This is a genomic window from Streptomyces sp. NPDC034049 (genome assembly GCF_055575575.1).
In genome coordinates this window covers 36,365-57,581 of sequence record NZ_JBVISJ010000008.1, presented here as the reverse complement: position 1 = coordinate 57,581, position 21,217 = coordinate 36,365, and the positions used below count along the sequence as shown (strand labels likewise).

Genomic DNA, 21,217 nt, shown 5'->3' with positions numbered 1-21,217 from the left:
CAGCGCTCCGTTTTCCGAGAGTTACTGTCGGTATCTGTTCGACGGGTGATCGGCTTTGGGTGACTCGATACTGATTCGTGGTCAAAATCCGTGGCACACAGGGCCTGAGCTTGAGTTTTCAAGCTCAGGCCAGTGCATTACGGGCAGTTTTTACGGGGGTGCCGAAGACGTGTGCGAAGCCGCCGGCGTCACGCCGCGTCGTTGAGGAGCCGTCCGAGGTGCTCCCGACCCGCCGCCAGCAGCTCCGGCAGCGGCGCGGCACCCTCGTACCACCGCTTCTCGTACTCCCAGCACAGCCACCCGTCCCAGTCCTTGCGGGAGAGGAGCTCGACGCACTCGCCGAGCGGGAGGACCCCCGCGCCGAGCGCCACCGGGGTGGTGTCCTCGGCGGAGGCGATGTCCTTGACCTGGACGTAGCCGAGGAAGGGGGAGAGGGCGGCGTAGGACTCGGCGGGCTGCTCGCCCCCGAGCCAGGTGTGCATCACGTCCCAGAGCGAGCCGACGCTGCCGTGGCCGACAGGACCGAGCACCCGGATCGCGTCGGCGCCGGTGCGGTGCGAGTCGTGCGTCTCCAGCAGGACGCGCACGCCCCGGTCGGCCGCGTCCTCCGCCGCCGTGCCGAGGCGCCGGGCGGCGATCACGTCGGCCTCCTCCGCGCTCTGGCCGCCGGCCGGGTCGGCGCCCGGGAAGACCCGGACGAAGGGGGCGCCCAGGTCCCGGGCCAGGTCGAGCAGGGCGCGGATCTCGTCCAGCACGGGACCGTCCTCGCCCGGCGCGGCGACCCGCGCGTACCCGGCGAGACCGAGGATCTCCACGCCCGCCGCCTTGAACTCGGCCGCCACCTCGGCCCGTTCGTCGGCCCCGATGCCCGGATGCACCGGCTCCTCGGGATGGGCGCGCAGTTCGACGCCGTGATAGCCGTGGGTCGCGGCGAGCCGTACGACGTCGGCGATGGGGAGACCGGGGACACCGAGGGTGGAGAACGCGAGTTTCATGCCTTCGGACCGTACACGTCGGCCGGGCCGGCGGGGCACCCCGCCCACCTCAGAGGTCCCGTCGTTTCAGGGGCTTCGTCGCCGGGCCCTGGACGATGCGGCCCTCGGTGTCGAAGCGGGAGCCGTGGCAGGGGCACTCCCAGGCGCGTTCGGCGCGGTTGAAGCCGACCAGGCAGCCCATGTGGGTGCAGCGGGCGGAGACGGCGTGGAGCGAGCCGGCCTCGTCGCGGTGGACCGCGCACGGATGACCGCCGACCCGGACGACCGCGCCGTCCCCGGGGGCGATGGCCTCCACGGAGCCGCCTCCGGCCGCGCCGATCCGGTCGCCGACGAAGTGCCGGGCCACCTGCGCCTGGTGCTTGAGGAAACTCGGCGCCTCCCGCATCGCGCTGAGCACCCGGCGCGGGTCGTACAGATCGCTCCACGGCGACTTGTGCCCGGTGATCTGCTCGGCCAGCAGCCGCCCGGCCATGATGCCGCCGCTCATCCCCCAGCCGCCGAACCCGGTCGCCACCCAGCTGTGCCGGCTGCCCGCGTGGAACGGCCCGACCAGGGGGACGGAGTCGGTGGAGTCGTTGTCCTGGGTGGCCCAGCGGTGGCTGATGTCGAGGGGGCCGAAGCGTTCGGTGGCCCACTCCGCCAGCAGCGCGAACCGTTCGTCGACCTTGGCGGTGCCCGGGGTGAAGTGCTCCCCGGTGACGATCAGCAGCCGTCGGCCCTCGTCGTACGGGGCGGTCCGCACCGAGCGGGTGCGCTGCTCCTGCGTGATGTACATCCCATGCGGGTCGGCCTCGGCCGGGATCGGCGCGGCGAGGACGAGTTCGCGGCGCGCGGAGAGCCGGGTGAAGAGCAGGGCCCGGTCGAAGACGGGGTAGTGCGTGGCGACCACGACGTCCCGGGCGGTCACCGTGAATCCCGCCTCGGTCGTCAGCCGGCACGGCGTCCCCTCCTTCAGCCGCACCACCCGCGTCCCCTCGTGCACCGCCGCGCCCTGCCGCACCAGGTCGTCGACCAGGGCGAGCAGATACCTGCGGGGGTGGAACTGTGCCTGCTCCGCCACCCGCACCGCCCCCGCGACGGGGAACGGCAGCCCCGTCTCCGTCACGAACTCGGCGGGCAGCCCGGCCTCGCGCGCCGCCTCCGCCTCGGCCCGCAGCTCCGCGACACCGCCCTCGTCCTCCGCGTAGGTGTAGGACGCCGCGTCCTCCCAGTCGCAGGCGATCCCCAGCTCCTCCACCACCTCGGCGGCGTGCCGGATCGCCTCGGTCTGCGAGCGCGCGTACAGCGCGGCGGCCTCGGCGCCCCGGGTCCGGCGCAGCCGGTCGTAGATCAGCGTGTGCAGCGCGGTCACCTTGGCGGTCGTGTGCCCGGTGACGCCGGCGGCCACGCGGTCCGCCTCCAGCAGGGCCACCCGCCGCCCCCGCCGCGCCAGCTCCCACGCCGTGCTGATCCCGGCGATCCCCGCCCCCACCACCGCCACGTCGACGACCAGCTCCCCGTCCAGCGCCGGGTACGCGCCCTCCTGCGGCGCGCTCTCGATCCAGTACGACTTCTGCGCGGGCTGCTTCAGCTGCATGACTCGGCGGTCCCTTCAGTCGGGCGGCGGCTGGCTACGGCGGTGGTCGTCGGAGCCGCGTTCACGGCGCCGGTGGCTGGTGTCGCACCACGGGTGGATACGGCTGCGGCGACAGGTGCACAGCGCCACGCAGAAGCGGTCCGACGACACGGTCGTCCCGTCCTCCAGGACCACCTCGACGGGCCCCTCGACCAACAACGGCCCGGGCCGCTGCAGAGCGACACGACGACGTTCAACGGGCGGGTCCGACACGGATGATCACCAGCTCTCCGTCGACGATGCTGCGGACCGACGCGGTCCCGGTGCCACGGCCTGCCACCCCTCCCCGCCCCCTCACACCTGCGTGCGCAGGGACGAGCGGCCCGCTCGCCAGGCGGTCAGGAGGTGGTCGGCGAGGGCGTCCTCCAGGTGGTTGGTGGCGTCGACGCCGAAGGCGACGTCGGCGTCCAGCTCCGGTTCCTCCTCCAGCAGTCCGGCGACGACCTCCCGTCGGACGACCTGCTCGTGCACGGCGTCGGCCTCGACGTGCTCGTCGTAGAAGTGCTCGGCGGCGGCCCCGGCCCCGGTCCGCCGCATGGCGCGGGCGAGCCGGCGGGAGCCGGGGGAGGAGGTGATCTCGACCGTCGCGAAGTGTCCGACCAGGGCGCCGCGCAGCGCCCGGTGCAGGCCGAAGAGGGACATCAGGTTCACCAGGGCGAGCGCCTCGGGACCGGCGGCGTCCACGTACCGGCCGTACGCCGGGTCGAGCCCCAGGTCGGTCATGAGGTCGGCGAACAGACGCGCGTGCACCCGCTCGGCCCGCCCCCCGCCGAACTCGTCGAACTCGACGGCGGCCATGCCCGCCTTGGCCCGCCCCCACAGTCGGGGCAGCACCCAGGCGTGCGGGTCGGCCTCCTTCAGGTGGTAGAGGGAGCGCTGGGCCGCGTACTCGCGCACCTGCCACAGTTCGCCCTCGTTCTGGAGGAAGTCGCCCACCCCGCCCCCGTCGCCGCCCGCGGGCTCCACGAGCAGGTCGTCCAGGGCCTCCTGGGCCCGCACGTGCAGCGTCGCCCGGTCACGCAGGCTTTCGAGGAACGGCCACTCCAGCGCCGCCCGGCACCGCAGCAGCTCCGGATCCCATTCGAGGTCGGCGTCGACGTCGGCGAAGCCCCGGTAGTGCAGTTCGTAGCAGAGGTAGAGGGCGAGCTGGAGGTCGTCGCCGAACGGGTCCGCCCCGGCGATCACCCGGCTCTCGGGCGGCGCGCCCGCGCCCCGCAGGAACCGTATGACGGCAGCGGAGACCTCCCCCCTGCTCTCCGGCAACACCGGCCCTGCCACCTGGTTCCCCATGCGCGCCGGGTACCCGTGCACCGCGATCTACTCACCGCCGGTCCGGACCGAGCGAAGGGGGCTCCCCGCACGGGGGAGCCCCCTTCCACTCCGCACTGCCGCGAGACCACCGGCGGCAGACCACGAGCCGTGGCCCGCCGGACGCGGCCCCGGCCGTCAGCCGCGCTCACGCGTCAGTGTCACGCGCTCGCGCGTCAGCGGCGTGGCGTAGCTCGAGCGTCGGCGTCAGATGCCCGTGCGTCGCGTCGCCGGCCGCTGCGGCTGCGTACGCTCCTGCACGCGCTCCTGAGCCTTGCCCTTCGTCTTCTTCGCCTCGCCGCGTGCCTGCTGCATCTTGCCCTCGGCCTGCTGCGTGCGGTCGCCGGTGACCTTCCCGGTCATCTCCTTGGCCTTGCCCTTGATCTTGTCCATGTTGCCCTTGTCCTTGGCAGCCATGGTTTCCTCCTTGGTGGGGGGTGCTTTCCCGCCCAACGTACGGCGAGCCGGTGACGCTCGCGCGTCGAAGCGTCACGGTCCGTGAAAGCCCGTGCTCAGCCGTACGCGATCCGCTCGATCTCCCTCAGCCGGGCGGCCCCGACACGGTCCTCCTCCAGCGACAGGAGCCACGGCAGCAGTTCCGGCGTGGCGTGCGCCTCGCCGTAGAAGCCGAGGCGGAGGTCGGCGAGCCCGTCCTCGACGAGCCAGCGGTCGATCGCGTCGCCGAGGTGCAGGTCCGCCGCCTCGGTGCGGGTCCCGGCCCAGACGGCGAGCCAGGGGCCGAGGGTTCCCGTCGTGGCCGCGAGCGTCTCCAGTACGTCGGCGACGTGTCCGACGCCCGGGTGGGCGTGCAGGACCGACCGCCACCACGCCTGCCAGACCTCCTCCAGAGCCCCGCGCTCCGCCCCGGGCCAGTCGCGCCAGCCGGCGGTGAGCATCCGGGAGGCGACCATGCCGTGGTCGAGTCCGTCGGCGACGAGGAGGCGGACGATCCGGGGCGTCAACCGGCGGTACAGGGCAGGGAAGTCGTCCCAGTGGTCGGGCGCCTTGTGCGCGACGGAGTACATCAACTCGTCCGGCACCTCGCGCACGGGACCGGCCAGCAGGCGGAGTTCGGCCGCGTCGTAGCAGTGGGTGCAACCGCCCACGGGGAGCGAGGACTTGGCGAGCGGCGCGAAGACGGCGTCCAAGGTGTCGAGCGCGTCCTGGAGCCGCTGCCGCGGGAGATGGGCCGAGAGGTCGGTCACGATGACACACCTGACGGGACTCCGTCCGGCCACGCCGGAGAAGAGAGCGAACCTACCACGGCCGCGCGCCGGCCCTCAGGAGCGCGGGGAACTGCGCGAGAACCCCCCACTCACCCGCACCCGCTCACGCCCTTGTGGGGCAACGGCCTGCTTTTTCAGGGGCGCGGGGGACTGCGCGAGACCCCCCACTCACCCGCACCCGCTCACGACCCTGTGGGGCAACGGCCTGCTTTTTCAGGGGCGCGGGGGACTGCGCGAGAAGCCCCCACTCACCCGCACCCGCTCACGACCCTGTGGGGCAACGGCCTGCTCTTTCAGGGGCGCGGGGAACTGCGCGAGACCCCCCACCGAGCGCGCACCCGCTCATGACCCTGTGGGGCAACGGCCTGCTTTTCCAGGGGCGCGGGGAACTGCGCGAGAACCCCCACTCACCCGCACCCGCTCACGAACCCCCACCGAGCCCGCACCCGGCCCCCGGCGGAGCCCCCGGCGGAGCCCCCGTCACCCCTTCCGAGGCACCCCACTGGACCCCCGCACCATCAACTCCCCCCGCACCGTGGCGATCCCGCCCGGCGGCGGCTCCTCGCGGCCCATGGCGATCCGCCCGGCCCGTGCCCCCGCGTCCGACAGCGGCAACCGCACCGTCGTCAACGCCGGCACCGCGTCGATGCTGAAGGGCAGGTCGTCGAACCCGGCCACGGACACGTCGTCGGGGATGCGCAGCCCGGAGTCCCGGAGCGCCGCGCAAGCGCCCAGCGCCACCGTGTCGTTGGCGGCGACCACGGCCGTCAGCGAGGGGTCCCGGCGCAACAGCTCCAGCGTCGCCTCGTACCCGGAGAGCCGGTCGTAGCGGCCGTACACGGTCCATCTGGGGTCGTCCTCGATGCCGGCCGCCGCCAGCGCCGCGCGATGCCCCTCCAGCCGATGCCGGGTCGTCGTCCGCTCCTCCGGCCCGGCGATGTACCCGAGCTTCCGGTGACCCAGTCCGATCAGATGCTCGGTGAGCAGCTGGCCGCCGCCCCGGTTGTCGAACGTGATCGCGATGGCCTCCGGCGTGGGCGGTCGCCCGCACAGCACCACACGCGTCCCGGCCTCCGCCAGTTTCCGTAGTTTGTTGCCGACGGCGGCCAGGTGCGCCGGGTCCTCGATGGCCCCACCGGTCAGCACCACGGCGGCGGCCCGCTGCCGCTGGAGCAGCGTGAGATACGTCAGCTCGCGCTCCGGGGAGCCGCCTGTGTTGCACACCACACCCAGTCGCTCCCCGCCCGCGCGCCCGCCGGGCCCGCCGATCTCGGACTGGATCGCCGCGGCCATGATCCCGAAGAAGGGGTCGGCGATGTCGTTCACCAGGATGCCGACCAGGTCGGAGGTGGCGGCGGCGAGCGCGCTCGCGGGACCGTTGAGGACGTAGTCCAGCTCGTCGACGGCCTTCAACACCCGTTCGCGCGTGGACGCGGCCACCGGATAGTTCCCGTTGAGCACCCGGGAGACGGTCGCCGGCGACACCTGCGCACGGGCCGCCACGTCCGCCAGGGTCACAGTCATCGTTTTCTCGTCCTCCGGGTGCGCGTCTCGTTCGGGCTGTCGGGGAACCATACGACCGCGATCGCCGTTCGCCCCCTCGAACAACTCGACCCCCTCGCGGTCTTGTCCAGACCGCTGCTCAGAGGCTAGCTTCTTATCGAATAGAAAGCGCTTGCTGTGACGCTCACCCTTTCGTCGGGCGTACGCGGCGCCCGACGCGTACGCACACACGAACGCACACCAACGAAAGGAACCGGCCGTGACACGCAGAACCGTACGGATCGCCATGAACGGCGTGACCGGACGCATGGGCTACCGCCAGCACCTCGTCCGCTCGATCCTCGCCATCCGCGAGCAGGGCGGTCTCGACCTCGGCGACGGCACCGTGCTGTGGCCGGAGCCGATCCTCGTCGGCCGCCGCGAGCACGCGCTCAAGGCGCTCGCCGAGCAGCACGGCCTGGACCCGGCGAACGTCTCCACGGACGTCGACGCGGTCCTCGCGGACCCGACCGTCGAGATCTACTTCGACGCCCAGGTCACCTCGGCCCGCGAGGAGGCGATCAAGAAGGCGATCGCCGCCGGCAAGCACATCTACACCGAGAAGCCGACCGCCACCGGCCTCGACGGCGCCCTGGAGCTGGCCCGTCTCGCGAACGCGGCCGGCATCAAGCACGGCGTCGTCCAGGACAAGCTGTTCCTCCCGGGCCTGCTGAAGCTCAAGCGCCTCATCGACGGCGGCTTCTTCGGCCGGATCCTCTCCATCCGGGGCGAGTTCGGCTACTGGGTCTTCGAGGGCGACTGGCAGGAGGCCCAGCGCCCCTCCTGGAACTACCGCGCGGAGGACGGCGGCGGCATCGTCGTCGACATGTTCCCGCACTGGGAGTACGTCCTGCACGAGCTGTTCGGCCGTGTGAAGTCCGTCCAGGCGCTCACCGCCACGCACATCCCGCAGCGCTGGGACGAGCAGGACAAGCCGTACGACGCCACCGCCGACGACGCCGCGTACGGCATCTTCGAGCTGGACGGCGGCGCGATCGCCCAGATCAACTCCTCCTGGGCCGTCCGCGTCAACCGCGACGAGCTGGTGGAGTTCCAGGTCGACGGCACGGAGGGCTCGGCCGTGGCCGGCCTGCGCAACTGCCGCGTCCAGCACCGCTCCGCCACCCCCAAGCCGGTGTGGAACCCCGACATCCCCGCCACCTACTCCTTCCGCGACCAGTGGCAGGAGGTGCCCGACAACGCCGAGTTCGACAACGGCTTCAAGGCACAGTGGGAGCTGTTCTTCAAGCACGTCTACGCCGACGCGCCCTACCACTGGGACCTGCTGGCCGGCGCCCGTGGCGTCCAGCTCGCCGAACTGGGCCTGAAGTCCTCCGCCGAGGGCGTCCGTCTCGACGTACCGGAGATCCAGCTTTGAACCCTCCCTCAGCCGAAGCAGGGGGATTCCTGACTCAGGTTGCCTGTCCGGCCAACGGACGGTCAGGTCCTACACCCTCAACACCAGCCGGGACGGAACCTGCCCGGTTTGGTACTGCAAGCAAAGGAGTTGCTGTGCTGGCTTGGTTCTCGCTCAGCACGGTGTGCGCGCTTGGTTCTCGCAACGCACGCCGGACGGTTTACCCGGTCGGAGGCCTGCGATGACGATTCAACTGCCGGGTGCCGATGGAGTGTTGCGGCCCTACACCCCCCGTACCGAACCCCTGGCGGTGTCCCCGGGCACCCCCCTCACCTCTCGTACGGTCTTCTCCGCGGCACACGTCGTCGCGGACCCCTTCGCGGACGTGTCCCCGGACTCGCCCGCCGCCGTCGACTGGGACGCCACCCTCGCCTTCCGCCGCCATCTGTGGTCGCACGGCCTGGGTGTCGCCGAGGCGATGGACACCGCGCAGCGCGGCATGGGCCTCGACTGGGCGGGCGCGGCGGAGCTGATCCGCCGCAGCGCCGCCGAGGCGAAGGCGGTCGGCGGCCGGATCGCCTGCGGCGTGGGCACCGACCAGCTCACGGGCCCCGCCTCCCTGCCGGACATCCGCAAGGCGTACGAGGAGCAGCTGGCGCTCGTCGAGGAGTCGGGCGCCCAGGCGATCCTGATGGCCTCGCGCGCGCTGGCCGCGGCGGCCTCGGGCCCCGAGGACTACCTGGAGGTCTACGGCCACCTGCTCCGCCAGGCCGCCGAGCCGGTCGTCCTGCACTGGCTCGGCCCCATGTTCGACCCGGCGCTGGAGGGCTACTGGGGCTCGTCGGACCTGGACACGGCCACGGAGACCTTCCTCGCCGTGATCGCCGCGCACCCCGACAAGGTCGACGGCATCAAGGTCTCCCTGCTGGACGCCCAGCGCGAGATCGACATCCGCCGCCGGCTCCCGCAGGGCGTCCGCTGCTACACCGGCGACGACTTCAACTACCCCGAGCTGATCGCGGGCGACGAGAAGGGCTTCAGCCACGCGCTGCTCGGCATCTTCGACCCGCTGGGCCCGCTGGCGGCTCAGGCGGTGCGCGTCCTGGACACGGGTGACGTGAAGGGCTTCCGGGAGCTCCTGGACCCGACCGTCGAGCTGTCCCGCCACCTCTTCCAGACCCCGACCCGCTTCTACAAGACGGGCGTGGTCTTCCTGGCGTGGCTGGCCGGCCACCAGTCGCACTTCACCATGGTCGGCGGCCTCCAGTCGGCCCGCTCCCTCCCGCACTTCGCGCGGGCCTACGAACTCGCCGACGGCCTGGGCCTGTTCCCGGACCCGGCGCTGGCCCGGGACCGGATGAAGAACCTGCTCTCCCTGTACGGAGTGGACCAGTGAGCACCGGCAGCGGACTTGAGCGCTTCAGCATCAACCAGATGACGGTCAAGCAGCTGTCGATGCCCGAACTGGTCGACGGCTGCACCGAGTTGGGCATCCCCGGGGTGGGCCTGTGGCGTGAGCCGGTGGCCGAGTACGGCCTGGAGGCGACGGCCAAGCTGGTCCGCGACGCGGGCCTCGCGGTCACCACCCTGTGCCGGGGCGGCTTCTTCACGGCGATCGACCCGGCCGAGCGGGCGGCGGCGCTGGCCGACAACCGCAAGGCGATCGACGAGGCGGCCACCCTGGGCACGGACACCCTCGTCCTGGTCTCGGGCGGTCTCCCGGCGGGCTCGAAGGACCTGCACGGCGCGCGGGAGCGCATCGCGGACGCGCTGGCGGAGCTGGGCCCGTACGCCGCCTCCCACGGCGTGCGCCTGGCCATCGAGCCGCTCCACCCCATGTTCGCCTCGGACCGCTGTGTGGTGTCGACGCTCTCCCAGGCGCTGGACATCGCGGAACGCTTCCCGGCGGACCAGGTGGGCGTGACGGTCGACACGTACCACATCTGGTGGGACGACACGGCCCCGGCGGCGATCGCCCGCGCGGGCGCCACCGGCCGCATCCACACCTTCCAGCTCGCCGACTGGATCACCCCGCTGCCCCAGGGTGTCCTGACCGGCCGGGGCCAGATCGGCGACGGCGCGATCGACATGCGCGAGTGGAAGTCCTACGTCGAGGCCGCCGGCTACACGGGCCCCATCGAGGTCGAACTCTTCAACGACGACCTGTGGTCGGGCGACGGCCGCGAGCTGCTCGCGCAGACGGCGCGGCGGTTCGTGGAGCACGCGGTGTGACGTCCGGGCGGCGGGCCGGGGGAATGACGCCCGGCCCACCGCCTCGGGTCAGACCTGTCGGACCTCTCTGACCTCGACCTGCTTGCCGCAGAGCGGCTTGAGATCGTCGAGGTCGGAGGTCAGGACGGTCACCGGGGGCCGCGCCGCGCGGGCGGTCGCGGCGACGATCGCGTCCAGGGCGTACTTGTGCCCGCCGGTCCTGCCGCTGTCCTTCATCCGTGCGAGAGCCTCTTTGGCGGTGTCCTTGGTGACAGGCTCCACCACGAGCCGGGAGAGGGCCCAGGCGAGGCGGGCGGAGTGAGCCCCTTGAGGATCGGCTTCCACGATGGTGGCCGCGCTGGTGATCACTTTGACGTCCCGTTTACGGGCGGCGGCGAGCCGGGCGGTCATCGTCCGGTCGGCCCGCAGGTACAGGGACAGAGCCTCGCTGCCGAGAACCCAGGTGCCGCTCACGCCACCGCCCGGTCGCCCCGGCCTCCGCCGAACATCTCGCGCTCGGCGGCGTCGATCTCCTCCTGGGTGAGCGGGCCGTGCAAGTCCTCGTTCGAGGCGATGAGTTCGTCGAGCTGGTCCCGCTCGATCTGTCGCTGGATCGCGGCCTCCACATAGGCGGAGATGCCGCGCTTGCCGACGCGGGAGCGGAGGGCCGCGATGGTGCCCTCGTGCACGGAGACCGAGACGGACTTGGTCGGGCCCTCGCCGGGCCCGTAGGTGTGGTCACTCACCCACTCAATCTAGTAAAACTTTTATCAGAACGTTCTGCCGTGCACCGTGGACCGGCACGGTCCGCTGCGCCTATCCCGTCACCTGCGAGGCCCCCGCCCCCGCCCCCGCCCGTGCCCGGTACTCCGTCGGAGACACCCCGTACGCCCCCCGGAACGCCCGCGTGAAGTCGGAGGCGCGAGGCAGGCCCCAGCGGGTGGCGATCGTGTGGACCGGGGTGGTGTTGAGGGCCGGGTTCGCCAGGTCGCGGCGGGCGCCCTCCAGGCGCTGGGCGCGGATCCAGGCCGCGACCGTCTCGCCGGTGGTGTCCTGCTGGAACAGTCGGTGCAGATAGCTCAGCGAGATGTGGTGCGCGGCGGCTATCACCGGCGGGGTCAGCTCCGGATCGTGCAGATTCTGCCGGACGAAGGCCCGGATCCGCGTCGTCAGCGCCCGCTCCCGCGTCTCCGGCGGCAGCGCGTCCTCCGCCTCCAGCACCTGGGCGAACCACGCGGCCAGCAGATCCAGCAGCACGGTGCCCAGCCGAGGCGCGTCGGACGGCCCGAGCGCGTCCGCCTGCCGCTCCAGCCCGGTCAGGAACCCCGTCAGCAGGGCCCCCGTCCCCTCCCGCCCCGACAGCCGCCGCCCCAGCAACCGCCCGACCCGGGCGGGCGGCAGCGGCAGCAGCGCCTTCGGGAAGTCCACGCCGACCCCCGTGATCACCTGCCGGCCCAGATCGTCCGGCGGGCGCACGTCGTACGGCCGTGACGTGTCGCTCACCCACAGGTCGCTCGGGCCGTACATCTCGGCCCGCCCCATGTGCTCCAGCCCCAGCCCGCCCCCGAGCACCAAGGACAGGTGGTACATCTCCGGGTCGGACCGCCGCACCATCTTCTCGGTGCGCCGGAACCCCGTCGGCAGATGCGCGGTCGGCCACACCAGCACCGGCCCCAGCTCCAACAGCCGCTGCCGCGCCCAGAAGTCACCGGCGAACTCGCTGCTCATGTCGCTGGGCGCGATCGCGCGGTGGACCAACTCCCGCCAGTAGTCGAACCGGTGCTCCGCGGGCAGGTCATCGCTCCGGAACACGGTTCCGATCATGCCGGGTCACCTCTGGGTCAGCTCGTCGGTCGGCTTGCTGTGAGCTTGTCGGTGCTCATTCACCGCATCTTGGCACATCGCCCCCGAAGCACCCCCGAAGCACCCCCCCCTCGTATCCCCATCACGCCCTCTACGGTGGCCCGCATGACCGACGACAGCTTCTGGACCCTCCCTCCCGACCGTGTGGTGCGCGGCTCCCTGGGCCACTGCGACCTCACCGTCCTCCTCCCGCCGTTCGACGTCGACGCGTGCACGCTCCCCGCCAACGACCCTGCCCGCGCGGCCGAGTTCGCCGCGTCCTTCGGCACCGTCGACGAGATCCTGGAGGACCTCGGCCCCCGGTCCGTCCTCGACGTCCCCTACTCGTACGCGCGGACCGACCTCGACGTCGTCCAGGCCGCCGTGTGGGGCCACGTCCTCGGCTTCAGCGACCCGGCGCCGGCCGGCGCCGGCGACGACAACCCCCTGCTGTCCGAGGCCCGTTCGCTGCGCGAGTGGTACCCGGACGCCCGCATCGTCGGCCGTGTCGACTTCCACGCCGGCGCCTCCCACACGGAGGATCTCGTCTGGATGCCCGACGGCACCATGTTCCACGCCGCCGGCTGGGCCGGGGACGAGCCGTTCGAGGTGACCGGCGATCCGGCCGCCGTCGCCGCCGCGCTCGCCGTCCCCGCCGAGAAGCCGGCGGACCTCGGCCTGGACGAGGAGGACCCGGCCGACATCCCCTGGGCCGACCTCGCCGCCCTGGCCCTGGCCGAGGCCGACCCCTGGGGCCGCCGGCAGCTGCGCACCACGGCCTTCCGTGTGCGCCACACCGAGTTCGCCACGTCCACGATGGAGGAGCTGTACTTCGTCGAGGGCTGACGGGGCGGCAGCCCGCGAGTGTCGGTGGGTCGTTCTAGGGTTCCGGACCAGTCGTCACCACGAGTCGGCACCACTAGTCGTCATCCACGAGGCAAGGGGTCGGGCATGACCGAGGTCGTACTGTTCCATCACTCGCAGGGGCTGACCTCCGGAGTCGTCGCCTTCGCCGACGAACTCCGCGCGGCGGGCCACACCGTCCACACGCCCGATCTCTTCGAGGGGCGGACGTTCGGCTCCATCGAGGAGGGCATGGGTCACGTACGGCAGGTCGGGTTCGGCGAGATCACCGAACGCGGTGTCCGCGCGGCCGAACCGCTGCCTCGGGACGTCGTGTACGCCGGGTTCTCGCTCGGCGTGGTGCCCGCGCAGAAGCTGGCGCAGACGCGGGCGGGCGCGCGGGGCGCGCTGCTGATCGACGCCTGCATCCCCGTCTCGGAGTTCGGCGCGGCATGGCCCGGCGGTGTGCCGGTGCAGGTGCATGCCAAGGAGGCTGACCCCTTCTTCGCCGAGGACATCGACGCCGCCCGCGCCCTCGTCGCCGCCCGCGCCGACGCGGAGCTGTTCCTCTATCCCGGCGACCAGCACCTGTTCGCGGACAGCTCCCTGCCGTCCCACGACCCGGACGCCGCCGCGCTCCTGACCCGACGGACGCTCGATTTCCTCGGCTCGCTCTAGGACGGCCATCACCCGACCCCGGGCAAAGTGCGGTGGATGCGCCGCCGAGGGATCAGCCCCGGGAGGCGTACGGGATGAAGTCGGCCCAGGCGCCGGAGGAGAGGACGACCTGAGGCCCGTCCGCGTTCTTTGAATCGCGGACGTGGATGGCAGAGGGGGCGGCGGCTACTTCTACGCAGTCGCCGTCCCCGCTGCTGCTGTAGCTGGACTTGAACCAGGCGACCTCGACGCAGTCACCGGAGCCGCCGCTGCTGTAGCTGCTCTTGAACCATGCCAGTTCGGTGGTGCTCATAGGTCCCCTCGCATCCGCTGCAACAGGCTCTTGGAGTCTGTGAGAGTGAGAGCCTGTGAGCGCATCCTGGCCGTGATCGATGAGTTCCCTTGTGATCTCCGCCCCGCCCGTGCGCCGAAGGAACACGCCCTCCTCCAGGATGAGCCCGAACGCCGTGTTCGATCGCTCCCTCAACAGCCGCTGCCGTTCCGACCGCGCCGCCCACTGCGCCTCGATCTGCTCGTCACCCAGCGGCGGCAGCTGGTTCTTGAACAGCGTTCGGGCGTACCCCTCCGTCTGCAACAGCCCAGGAATGAGGCGGCACTCGTACGTATAGAGCACGATCGCCGTCGCCTCCAACCGCGCCCACTTCCGGAACCAAGCCGCCAACCCCGGCTGGCGCCCGAGATGCTGAGCCGCCGCAAGCAGCGCACCCGTACCGCCCAGCGCCCGATCCACCCCCGCCACGAACGCCGCGTCCGGCATCCGCCTCCCCAGCTCCACCGACGCCACCATGTGCTTGGAGTAACCGATGACCTCGGCCAACTCCTCCCGGCTCAGCCCCGCGTGCTCGCGCAACGCCTGGACCATCGCCCCGAACGTCCGCAGGCTGTCGGACGACTCCGGTTCGCCGCCCCCGCCGATCCCCACCACGCCGCCGCTGTCGGCCACCATCGGCCACCTCCCGCGCACCCGCCCACCGAACCACACCGTTCAACGCCCATGGTTACGGCACGTCACCAGTACCGTCCAGCGCGTAACCGCGTACGCTCGCCCAGCGTACGCGGCGTGGAGCTGGCGAACCGGCCTTCCCGCAGGCCACATTGGCGACATGACCGCACCGCCCACCGCGCGACACCCGCTCACGGCACCGACGTTCACGCGACGCTTCAGCTCGACCCCGCTGGGCGCCCGCCTGGCGAGACGCCTGGCCCTGAAACAGCTGCACGCCTGGGGCATCCGCTACGGCTCGGAGGAGTCGGAACGGGCGGCGGTGGTCGTGGCGGAGCTGGCGGCGAACGCGGTGACGCACGGCCGCGTCCCGGGCCGGGACTTCGAACTGCGCCTCTCCCTGCCCACCGGCTCCCTCCGCATCGAGGTCACCGACACCCGAGCCGAACGCCTGCCCCCGCGCCCCGGCGCCGTACCCCTGGCCCACCCCCTCGCGGAGGACGGCCGCGGCCTCACCCTGGTCGACGCGTTCGCCGACCGCTGGGAGGTCCAGGACCGCGTCCCGCCCGGCAAGACCGTACTGGTGGAGATCGACCTGCCCTGCTGGCTGTCCCTGGTCAAGCGGATCCCGGAGCGCCGACCGCCGAAGCGGCGCGGTACCGGTGGAGCTGCCAGGCCGTGCACACCATGACGGGGACGACCGCGGCGGGCACGAGCCACCACGGGAGGCCGAGCCACACGGACGGCAGTCCCATGCCGAAGGACGCGACGAGCAGGGCGATGAGCAGGGGCCGGCCGTATCCGGCCCAGGTGCGGTGCTCACGGTCACGGGGACCGGTCAGCCGCATCCCGCCGAGCCAGAAGCCCAGAGCCGCCAGCAGGCCCGCGAACGTGCCGATCGCGGCTGTCATCTGGGCTTCGTCGCGGGGCTCCTCGGAGGTGCTCTGCCGCACGTCTCCCCGGCCGAGCGCCATGACGTCCCCGCGCCAGACGGTGCCGGTGACCCGGTCCCCGGGCCGCAGGCGCTCCAGCAGCGGGTCCGGGTCACCGAACGCCACGGTCCCGTTCCAGAAGGGCGCCCCGGACAGCGTCGCCCGGTAACTCCCGCGTCTGCTCACCTCGTTCCGGGTGCTGTCGACGGTGAAGGAGGCCGTACGCAGACAGTCCTCCCACTCGGCCGCCGGGGCGCCGGCGGGACACGGCTCAGCCGCCCCGTACGCCTCGTAGCGGTCCAGGTCCCGGGGCAGCCACACGGTGAACACCAGGACACAGGCCAGCAGCGGGACGAGGGACGACGTGAGCAGCGACGCACCGATTCTCATGGCCACAGCTTCACTCGGCGGCGGCCGGGCGGACAACGGAGGCGCCGGGCAGCCTGGCCCCGCCCTTCGTTGCCGTGCCCCGGCAACCGCCGCTCACCCGGCTACGACGTGACGGTGAGCAGGTCCCGCTGGTCCTCCGGCAGTTCCACCCGGTCCGCGTACAGCAGCGCGTGCCCCGGGTCGAAGACCAGGGAGACCTCGCCCGCCAGGCCGCCGTTGCCGCTGAGGACCTGGACCACCTGGTCGCCGAGGCGGACGTCGTACTCGTAGCGGGAGCCGACGTAGGAGCTGGTGACGACCTGGGTGTCGAGGCGGTTCACGCCCGCCGGGGTCTCCGCCGGGGCCACGACCTCCAGGCGCTCGGGGCGGACCGCGACCGTGACCGAGTCGCCCGTCGGGACGCGCTGGTCGCTGTCGACGCGGACGAGCTCCCCGCCGGCGTCGAGGAGCACGGTGTGCCGGGTGCCGTCGACGCTGACCACCTTGCCGGTGAGGAAGTTGCAGCGGCCGACGAACGCGGCGACGGCGGGCGCGGCCGGCTTCTCGTAGATCTCGTGCGGCGTGCCGATCTGGATCATGTTGCCGCCCTCCATCACGGCGATCCGGTCGCTGAGCGCGAGCGCCTCGTCCTGGTCGTGGGTGACGTAGACGGTGGTGATGCCCAGCTCCTCCTGGAGCCGCTTCAGCCAGGCGCGGGCCTGCTCGCGGAGCTTGGCGTCCAGGTTGGAGAGGGGCTCGTCGAGGAGCAGGACCGTCGGGGAGTAGACCAACGCCCGTGCCAGGGCGACGCGTTGCTGCTGGCCGCCGGAGAGCTGGTGGGGGTAGCGACCCGCCAGCGCGGCCAGGCCCACCTTGTCCAGGGCGTCGTGGATCAGCGTCTTCTGCTTCTCCTTGGGGACCTTGCGGATGTTCAGCGGCAGCGCCAGGTTCTTCGCGATGGTCATGTGCGGCCACAGCGCGTACGACTGGAACACCATGCCGAGGTTGCGCTCCTCGGGGGGAAGGAAGACCCCCGCGCCGGCGTCCACGAACGTCCGTCCGCCGACCGCGATCGAGCCCTCCGTCGGCTGCTCCAGACCCGCGATGCAGTTCAGCGTGGTCGACTTGCCGCAGCCGCTCGCGCCCAGCAGCGTGAAGAACTCGCCGTCCTTGATGGTGAAGGTGACGTCCCGCAGGACGGAGTTGTCGCCGAAGGTCTTGGCGAGGTTCTTGACGGTCACCTCAGGCATGGTGCTTTCCCTTCATGAGCAGTCCAGCGAGTGCGACGAAGACCGCGGTGATGCCGATCTGGAGGGTGGCCAGCGCGGCGACGGATCCGGCCCTGCCCTGCGTCCAGAGACTGAGCATGGTGGTGCCGAGGATGTTGTTGTCGGCCGAGGAGAGGAAGACGGCCGGGGAGTACTCCTTGAGCATGATCACGAAGGTGAGGACGAGCGCTCCCGCGAACGCCGGTGTGATCAGGGCCCGCAGGACGCGGAAGAAGGTCATCAGCCAGTCGGCGCCGGAGACCCGGGCCGCGTTGTCCAGCTCACCGCCGATCTGCATGATCGCCGGGGCGACCGAGCCGAACGCGCTGGGCAGGGCCCGCATGCCGAAGGCGATGACGACGGCGTAGATCGTGCCCTGGAGGACGGATCCCATGCCGAAGGGGGCCAGCGCGAAGGCCCAGAAGAAGCCGATACCGATGATGATGCCGGGCAGGGACTGCGGGATCAGGGCCAGGTACTCCACCGCCCGGCCGAAGCGGAAGGTCGACCGCCGGGCCACCATCACCGCGAACACGGCGAGCGCGGACACGACCACCGAGCCGACACCGGCCACGATCATGCTGTTGTAGAGCGACTGCACGTAGTTGTCGGAGTCGAGGACCAGCTCGTAGTTCTTCGTCGTGACCGTCCGGAACGGCGACTGCAACGGGGTGAAGACGAGCGTGAACGACCGCATCACCAGGCCGGCGATCGGGATCAGGGCGCCCACGACCACGTAGCACCAGATGCACGCGATGCTGACCCACTTCAGCCAGCCCAGGTCCAGCTTGCGCGGCCGGGTGACCTTGCCGCGCACGGACACGAACCGCGCCGCGTCCTTCAGCAGCTTCGCCTGGACGGCGACCAGGCTCAGGGTGACCACCAGGATGACCGTGGAGGCCGCGCCCAGCATCGTGTAGTCGGGGTCCACCGACTGAAGTCCGTTGTGGTAGAGGAAGGTTGAGAAGACGTCGATGCTGACGGGCTGGCCGTAGAGCAGCGGCACGCTCAGTGTCTCGATGGAGACGGAGAAGACGAGGATCGCGCTGTAGACGATCGGGGGCCGCAGCAGCGGCACGACCACCTGCGCGAGGATGCGGAAGGGGCCGGCCCCGCAGACCTGGGCGGCCGATTCGAGCGAGGCGTCGGACTGCCTGAGCGCGTTGGCGCAGAAGACGTACGCGATCGGGGCGAGCGCCACGGCCTCCGTGAGCGCCATGCCGGGGATCGAGTACAGGTTCCACGGCACCGAGCCGAGGACCTGCTGCACCTTCACGCTGACGAACCCGGCCGGGCCGTACATGATGATCCATCCGAAGCCCAGGATCAGCGACGAGATGAAGAACGGCCACTGCATCGCGAGGGCGATCAGCCGCCCGCCCGGCAGCTTCGTGCGGACCACCACGATCGCCATCGGGATCGCGATCGCCAGGCTGAGGACCGTCGTCAGCGAGGCGAACAGCAGGGTGTTCAGGGCGACTTCACCGAAACCGGCCTTGGTGAAGAGGTCGGTGTAGCCGCTGAGGGTGAACGCCCCGCCCGCCTCGTAGAGCGGGCGGTTGCGGATGCTCTGGTAGAGCGTCGGGACGATCGGGGCCAGCACCAGCACGGCGAGGAACGCCAGGACCGCGTACTGGACGAGCGTGTCCCGTCCGATGCCGAAGGGGCGGCGGTAGCGCGGTGGCCGGAACGTCTCCGCGGGTGTCTCGTCCGCCGGTGTGCGGGGTGGCTGGGTGAGGGTTGACATCTGTGCTGACTCCGATCGTCCTTGAAAGCTGCCTGCCTACGGAGTCCGTCTACTTACGCAGTCCGTCGAAGCGCTCCAGCCAGGCCTCGGAGTCGTCCTTGGAGACCGCCTCGTACTTGACGTGGATGATGTTCTCCTCGCCGACGGCGTCCACGACCTCCTGGTAGGTGTGCAGGCCCTCGCCCTTCACCCCGTCGCGGTAGGAGGCCAGACCGCCCTCGGCGACCGCGCGCTGACCCTCCTCGGAGAGGGCGAAGTCCATGAAGAGCTTCGAGGTCGCCGGGTGCGGCGCCTCGGCGGCGATGCCCATACCGCGCGGCAGGACGACCGTGCCGTCCTTCGGGAAGACGATCTTCACCAGGCCCGCGCTGTCCTCGACGACCGGGTAGGCGGGGGAGGCGCTGATCAGGAAGCCGGCCGTGTACTCACCGGCGACGATCTTCTCCAGCTGGGTGCCGGAGGAGGTCTCCGGACGGGTCAGCGGAAGGATCTTCTCCAGGTCGTCCCATGCCTCCGGGTTGCCCTCGGTCAGCGCCCGCGTGACCGTGAAGCCGAACGAGCCCTCCGGGTCGCGGACCGTCACCTTGTTCTTGTACGTGCCCTCGTCCTCCGTCACGATCTTCGCGAAGTCCGTCAGGGTGGTCGGCGGGGTCTCCATCAGCGACGTGTTGTACGCGATCGTCATCGGGTCCTGCGACAGCGAGTACACGCTCGGCAGCAGCTCGGCGCTCGCGCCCAGCTTCTTCAGCTCCGGCGACCTGTACGCCAGGACCGTGTCCTTGCGGGCCGAGAAGTCCGCCCACGCCGTCGCCGCGCTGGAGATCAGCACGTCCGCCGGGGAGGAACCGGCCGCGTTCTCCGACAGGGTCTTCTGGAACAGCTCGTCGCTGTCCAGCTCGTTGACGGAGACGGTCTTGATGAAGTCGTACTTCTTCTTGAAGTCCCGGACGATCGGCGCCATGTTCTCGTCGCCGAGGTTGGAGTAGACGGTGAGCTTGCCGCCCTCCTTCTCGGCCGCCGCGATCAGGTCCGCGTAGTCCGCCGGGTAGTAGTCCGGCACCTGACCCGCCGAGATCTTGTTCTCCGCCACCTTCGGCGCGTCGGTCCCACCGCCGCCGCAGGCGGCCAGGGTGCCGAGCGCGAGGGTCGCGGCGCACGCGGTGACGACGATGCGTCGGGTGCTGGGCTGGCTGGATCTGGCCATGGTTCTCCTCCTGGCGCGTGCCTTCTGGCAGCTGTTGCCGGGAGGTTAGAGACCCAGGTCAGGCCGGTAAATCCTTCTCCTGTCAGAGCTCGTACTGCTCGTATTGGTCGTTGAGTTAGTGACGCGAGTCACCCCTGTTGAGCAGGGACGGATGGCCGGGAACGATCGCCCCGGAGGTGCGCCGTGAGCTGCTGGAGTCGTGTCCAGGAGGCGGGGTCCGTGCCGTCGCCGAGGGGGTAGTGCAGGGCCGGGCGGGACGTCGGGCCGAGCTGTTGCGGGCGGACCTCGACCGGTGGCCGGCGCGCGTGGTCCAGGCCGACGGTGTGCACGTCGTCCGGGCCGAGGGTGAAGGTCGCCGGCAGCGGCGGTCCCTCCAGGCGGGGCGCGGTCGTCAGGTCGGCGCGGGCCACGCGCACCGAGGTCAGCATGGTCCGCAGGCCGTGCTCCCGGACCAGGGTGTCGGCCAGCGCCTCGACGCGGTCCAGCGGCGGGTGCTCACCGGCCGCGTAGCCGATCGTGAGGACCACGTCCTCCTCCACGCCCTTCGTCGTCCGGGTCACCCGGACCGTCGCCGTCGCGGGCCGGTCCGGTGTGCCGACGACGATCAGCTGCGAGGGTTCGGGCGCCCGCTCCCGGGCGAGGTCGGTCAACTGCCGTGGGGACCAGGGGAGGTTGACCGGCTCGGCGGTGCCCCAGCCAGAGCTGGCCCTCGCTCCGCTCACCGGTCATCAGCAGCGCGGCCGTGCCGGTCTCGCGGACGGTCTGCAACAGCGGCTCGTACATCGCCCGGGAGGAGCCCGCCACCCGGCGGGTGATCACGAAGTGCAGCCCGATGTCCTGCGCCGACGACACATACGGCAGGAACGGCGCCAGCGGCTGCTGCCCGGCGGTGGTGAGGATGTCGTAGTCGTCGACCAGGATCACGATCCGCGGGCCCTCGAACGCGGGCTCGTCCGTCAGCGCGTCCGGGTCGGCGCTCTGGGGCATCCGCTTCTCCAGCTCGCCCGCGATCCCGCTCGACAGCCCCGCCGCGAGCTTCGCGTTGTGCGCGTACCCGCCCCGGTACGGCTCCGGGATCACCCCCGCAGCCCGCGCCTCGGGTCGAACACCCCGAAGACCAGCTCCTCGTCCGCCGCA

22 protein-coding genes and 1 pseudogene are annotated in these 21,217 nt (G+C 71.5%); 6 read left to right on the top strand and 17 right to left on the bottom strand.

Annotation, left to right across the window (positions count from 1 at the left end; all coding sequences use genetic code 11):
- Nucleotides 1-188: 188 nt before the first annotated feature.
- The 7 genes from ACZ52C_RS23360 to ACZ52C_RS23330 form a co-directional block, all read right to left on the bottom strand.
- A complete protein-coding gene (locus tag ACZ52C_RS23360; RefSeq protein WP_469076553.1) occupies nt 189-995 on the bottom strand; it encodes a sugar phosphate isomerase/epimerase family protein in 807 nt (268 codons plus the stop codon).
- A 49-nt stretch (nt 996-1,044) separates the two neighbouring features.
- Nucleotides 1,045-2,571, bottom strand: coding sequence for an FAD-dependent oxidoreductase (locus ACZ52C_RS23355; RefSeq protein ID WP_469076552.1), 1,527 nt, complete (start codon nt 2,569-2,571; stop codon nt 1,045-1,047).
- 15 nt (nt 2,572-2,586) lie between these two features.
- Nucleotides 2,587-2,823, bottom strand: coding sequence for a CDGSH iron-sulfur domain-containing protein (locus tag ACZ52C_RS23350; RefSeq protein WP_469076551.1), 237 nt, complete (start codon nt 2,821-2,823; stop codon nt 2,587-2,589).
- Nucleotides 2,824-2,904: 81 nt separating this feature from the next.
- Nucleotides 2,905-3,900 carry an iron-containing redox enzyme family protein gene (locus tag ACZ52C_RS23345; RefSeq protein ID WP_469076550.1) on the bottom strand — a complete coding sequence of 332 codons (996 nt, stop codon included), beginning with the start codon at nt 3,898-3,900 and terminating at the stop codon, nt 2,905-2,907.
- Nucleotides 3,901-4,125: 225 nt separating this feature from the next.
- Nucleotides 4,126-4,335, bottom strand: coding sequence for a CsbD family protein (locus ACZ52C_RS23340; protein ID WP_469076549.1), 210 nt, complete (start codon nt 4,333-4,335; stop codon nt 4,126-4,128).
- Between the two features lie 95 nt (nt 4,336-4,430).
- Nucleotides 4,431-5,123, bottom strand: a complete 693-nt coding sequence (locus ACZ52C_RS23335; protein ID WP_469076548.1) for a hypothetical protein — start codon at nt 5,121-5,123, stop codon at nt 4,431-4,433.
- A 501-nt stretch (nt 5,124-5,624) separates the two neighbouring features.
- Entirely contained in the window at nt 5,625-6,668 is a 1,044-nt protein-coding gene (locus ACZ52C_RS23330) for a LacI family DNA-binding transcriptional regulator (RefSeq protein WP_469076547.1), read from the bottom strand.
- A 238-nt stretch (nt 6,669-6,906) separates the two neighbouring features.
- Here ACZ52C_RS23330 and ACZ52C_RS23325 point away from each other — a divergent pair, with 238 nt between their 5' ends.
- The 3 genes from ACZ52C_RS23325 (at nt 6,907) to ACZ52C_RS23315 (ending at nt 10,275) form a co-directional block, all read left to right on the top strand.
- Nucleotides 6,907-8,064, top strand: coding sequence for a Gfo/Idh/MocA family protein (locus ACZ52C_RS23325; protein WP_033531296.1), 1,158 nt, complete (start codon nt 6,907-6,909; stop codon nt 8,062-8,064).
- Between the two features lie 220 nt (nt 8,065-8,284).
- Nucleotides 8,285-9,439 (top strand): dihydrodipicolinate synthase family protein, encoded by a 1,155-nt coding sequence (locus tag ACZ52C_RS23320; protein ID WP_469076546.1) that lies wholly within the window; start codon nt 8,285-8,287, stop codon nt 9,437-9,439.
- Nucleotides 9,440-9,477: 38 nt separating this feature from the next.
- Nucleotides 9,478-10,275, top strand: a complete 798-nt coding sequence (locus tag ACZ52C_RS23315) for a sugar phosphate isomerase/epimerase family protein (RefSeq protein ID WP_469076831.1) — start codon at nt 9,478-9,480, stop codon at nt 10,273-10,275.
- A 48-nt stretch (nt 10,276-10,323) separates the two neighbouring features.
- Here the strand turns inward: ACZ52C_RS23315 and ACZ52C_RS23310 are convergent, their stop codons facing one another.
- From ACZ52C_RS23310 to ACZ52C_RS23300, 3 genes are all read right to left on the bottom strand, one after another.
- Entirely contained in the window at nt 10,324-10,728 is a 405-nt protein-coding gene (locus tag ACZ52C_RS23310; protein ID WP_469076545.1) for a DNA-binding protein, read from the bottom strand.
- The gene (locus tag ACZ52C_RS23305) at nt 10,725-11,000 is read right to left on the bottom strand and encodes a hypothetical protein (RefSeq protein WP_469076544.1); all 276 of its coding nucleotides are present in this window, start codon (nt 10,998-11,000) and stop codon (nt 10,725-10,727) included. The genes ACZ52C_RS23310 and ACZ52C_RS23305 overlap by 4 nt, the downstream gene beginning before the upstream one ends.
- 70 nt (nt 11,001-11,070) lie before the next feature.
- The gene (locus tag ACZ52C_RS23300; RefSeq protein WP_469076543.1) at nt 11,071-12,078 is read right to left on the bottom strand and encodes an AraC family transcriptional regulator; all 1,008 of its coding nucleotides are present in this window, start codon (nt 12,076-12,078) and stop codon (nt 11,071-11,073) included.
- Between the two features lie 144 nt (nt 12,079-12,222).
- Between ACZ52C_RS23300 and ACZ52C_RS23295 the strand changes: the two genes are divergently transcribed.
- Both ACZ52C_RS23295 and ACZ52C_RS23290 read left to right on the top strand, forming a co-directional pair.
- Nucleotides 12,223-12,942 (top strand): DUF6333 family protein, encoded by a 720-nt coding sequence (locus tag ACZ52C_RS23295; protein WP_469076542.1) that lies wholly within the window; start codon nt 12,223-12,225, stop codon nt 12,940-12,942.
- 105 nt (nt 12,943-13,047) lie between these two features.
- Nucleotides 13,048-13,617, top strand: coding sequence for a dienelactone hydrolase family protein (locus ACZ52C_RS23290; RefSeq protein ID WP_469076541.1), 570 nt, complete (start codon nt 13,048-13,050; stop codon nt 13,615-13,617).
- A 52-nt stretch (nt 13,618-13,669) separates the two neighbouring features.
- On the opposite strand, the gene ACZ52C_RS23285 is transcribed toward ACZ52C_RS23290, so the two are convergent.
- On the bottom strand, nt 13,670-14,563 hold the full coding sequence (locus ACZ52C_RS23285; RefSeq protein WP_469076540.1) for a Scr1 family TA system antitoxin-like transcriptional regulator: 894 nt from the start codon (nt 14,561-14,563) through the stop codon (nt 13,670-13,672).
- A 157-nt stretch (nt 14,564-14,720) separates the two neighbouring features.
- Between ACZ52C_RS23285 and ACZ52C_RS23280 the strand changes: the two genes are divergently transcribed.
- Nucleotides 14,721-15,251: an ATP-binding protein gene (locus tag ACZ52C_RS23280; RefSeq protein ID WP_469076539.1), complete on the top strand. Its 531-nt coding sequence runs from the start codon at nt 14,721-14,723 to the stop codon at nt 15,249-15,251.
- Here the strand turns inward: ACZ52C_RS23280 and ACZ52C_RS23275 are convergent.
- The 6 genes and pseudogenes from ACZ52C_RS23275 to ACZ52C_RS23250 all read right to left on the bottom strand — a co-directional run.
- On the bottom strand, nt 15,178-15,882 hold the full coding sequence (locus ACZ52C_RS23275) for a hypothetical protein (protein WP_469076538.1): 705 nt from the start codon (nt 15,880-15,882) through the stop codon (nt 15,178-15,180). The two genes, ACZ52C_RS23280 and ACZ52C_RS23275, sit on opposite strands and share 74 nt — an antisense overlap.
- A gap of 101 nt (nt 15,883-15,983) precedes the next feature.
- Entirely contained in the window at nt 15,984-17,111 is a 1,128-nt protein-coding gene (locus ACZ52C_RS23270; protein ID WP_469076537.1) for an ABC transporter ATP-binding protein, read from the bottom strand.
- Nucleotides 17,104-18,876 (bottom strand): ABC transporter permease, encoded by a 1,773-nt coding sequence (locus tag ACZ52C_RS23265; protein WP_469076536.1) that lies wholly within the window; start codon nt 18,874-18,876, stop codon nt 17,104-17,106. The genes ACZ52C_RS23270 and ACZ52C_RS23265 overlap by 8 nt, the downstream gene beginning before the upstream one ends.
- 49 nt (nt 18,877-18,925) lie before the next feature.
- Entirely contained in the window at nt 18,926-20,080 is a 1,155-nt protein-coding gene (locus ACZ52C_RS23260) for an ABC transporter substrate-binding protein (RefSeq protein WP_469076535.1), read from the bottom strand.
- A 128-nt stretch (nt 20,081-20,208) separates the two neighbouring features.
- Nucleotides 20,209-20,802, bottom strand: coding sequence for a DUF6177 family protein (locus ACZ52C_RS23255; protein WP_469076534.1), 594 nt, complete (start codon nt 20,800-20,802; stop codon nt 20,209-20,211).
- Nucleotides 20,717-21,213 (bottom strand): annotated as a pseudogene (locus tag ACZ52C_RS23250) (type VII secretion protein EccC); the annotation flags it as partial. The pseudogene ACZ52C_RS23250 and the gene ACZ52C_RS23255, both read right to left, overlap by 86 nt.
- Between the last annotated feature and the right edge of the window lie 4 nt (nt 21,214-21,217).